Here is a 591-nt window from a genome sequence, read left to right on the forward strand (position 1 = left end):
ATCATATTCATCCGGAGCGCATCCCAGAGGGACATCATGAGCCATCAACTCACCTTCGCCGATAGTGAATTCAGCACTAAGCGCCGTCAGACCCGAAAAGAGATTTTCCTCTCCCGCATGGAGCAGGTTCTGCCATGGCAGAATATGACCGCTGTCATCGAGCCGTTTTATCCCAAGGCGGGCAATGGCCGACGGCCCTATCCGCTGGAGACCATGCTGCGTATTCACTGCATGCAGCATTGGTACAACCTGAGCGACGGTGCCATGGAAGATGCCCTGTACGAAATCGCCTCCATGCGCCTGTTTGCCCGATTATCCCTGGATAGCGCCCTGCCGGATCGCACCACCATCATGAATTTCCGCCACCTGCTCGAGCAGCATCAACTGGCCCGTCAATTGTTCAAGACCATCAATCGCTGGCTGGCCGAAGCAGGCGTCATGATGACCCAAGGCACTTTGGTGGATGCCACCATCATTGAGGCACCCAGCTCTACCAAGAACAAAGAGCAGCAACGCGATCCGGAGATGCATCAGACCAAGAAAGGCAATCAGTGGCACTTTGGCATGAAGGCCCACATTGGTGTCGATGCC

At 55.3% G+C, this 591-nt stretch carries 1 pseudogene; it reads left to right on the forward strand.

From position 1 onward, the window contains the following. Positions 1-36: 36 nt before the first annotated feature. A pseudogene (locus tag F9C28_RS20005) lies at positions 37-591 on the forward strand (IS5-like element ISKpn26 family transposase); the annotation flags it as partial.

The organism is Shimwellia pseudoproteus (genome assembly GCF_016415625.1).
GTDB classification, from domain to species: Bacteria; Pseudomonadota; Gammaproteobacteria; order Enterobacterales; family Enterobacteriaceae; genus Shimwellia; species Shimwellia pseudoproteus.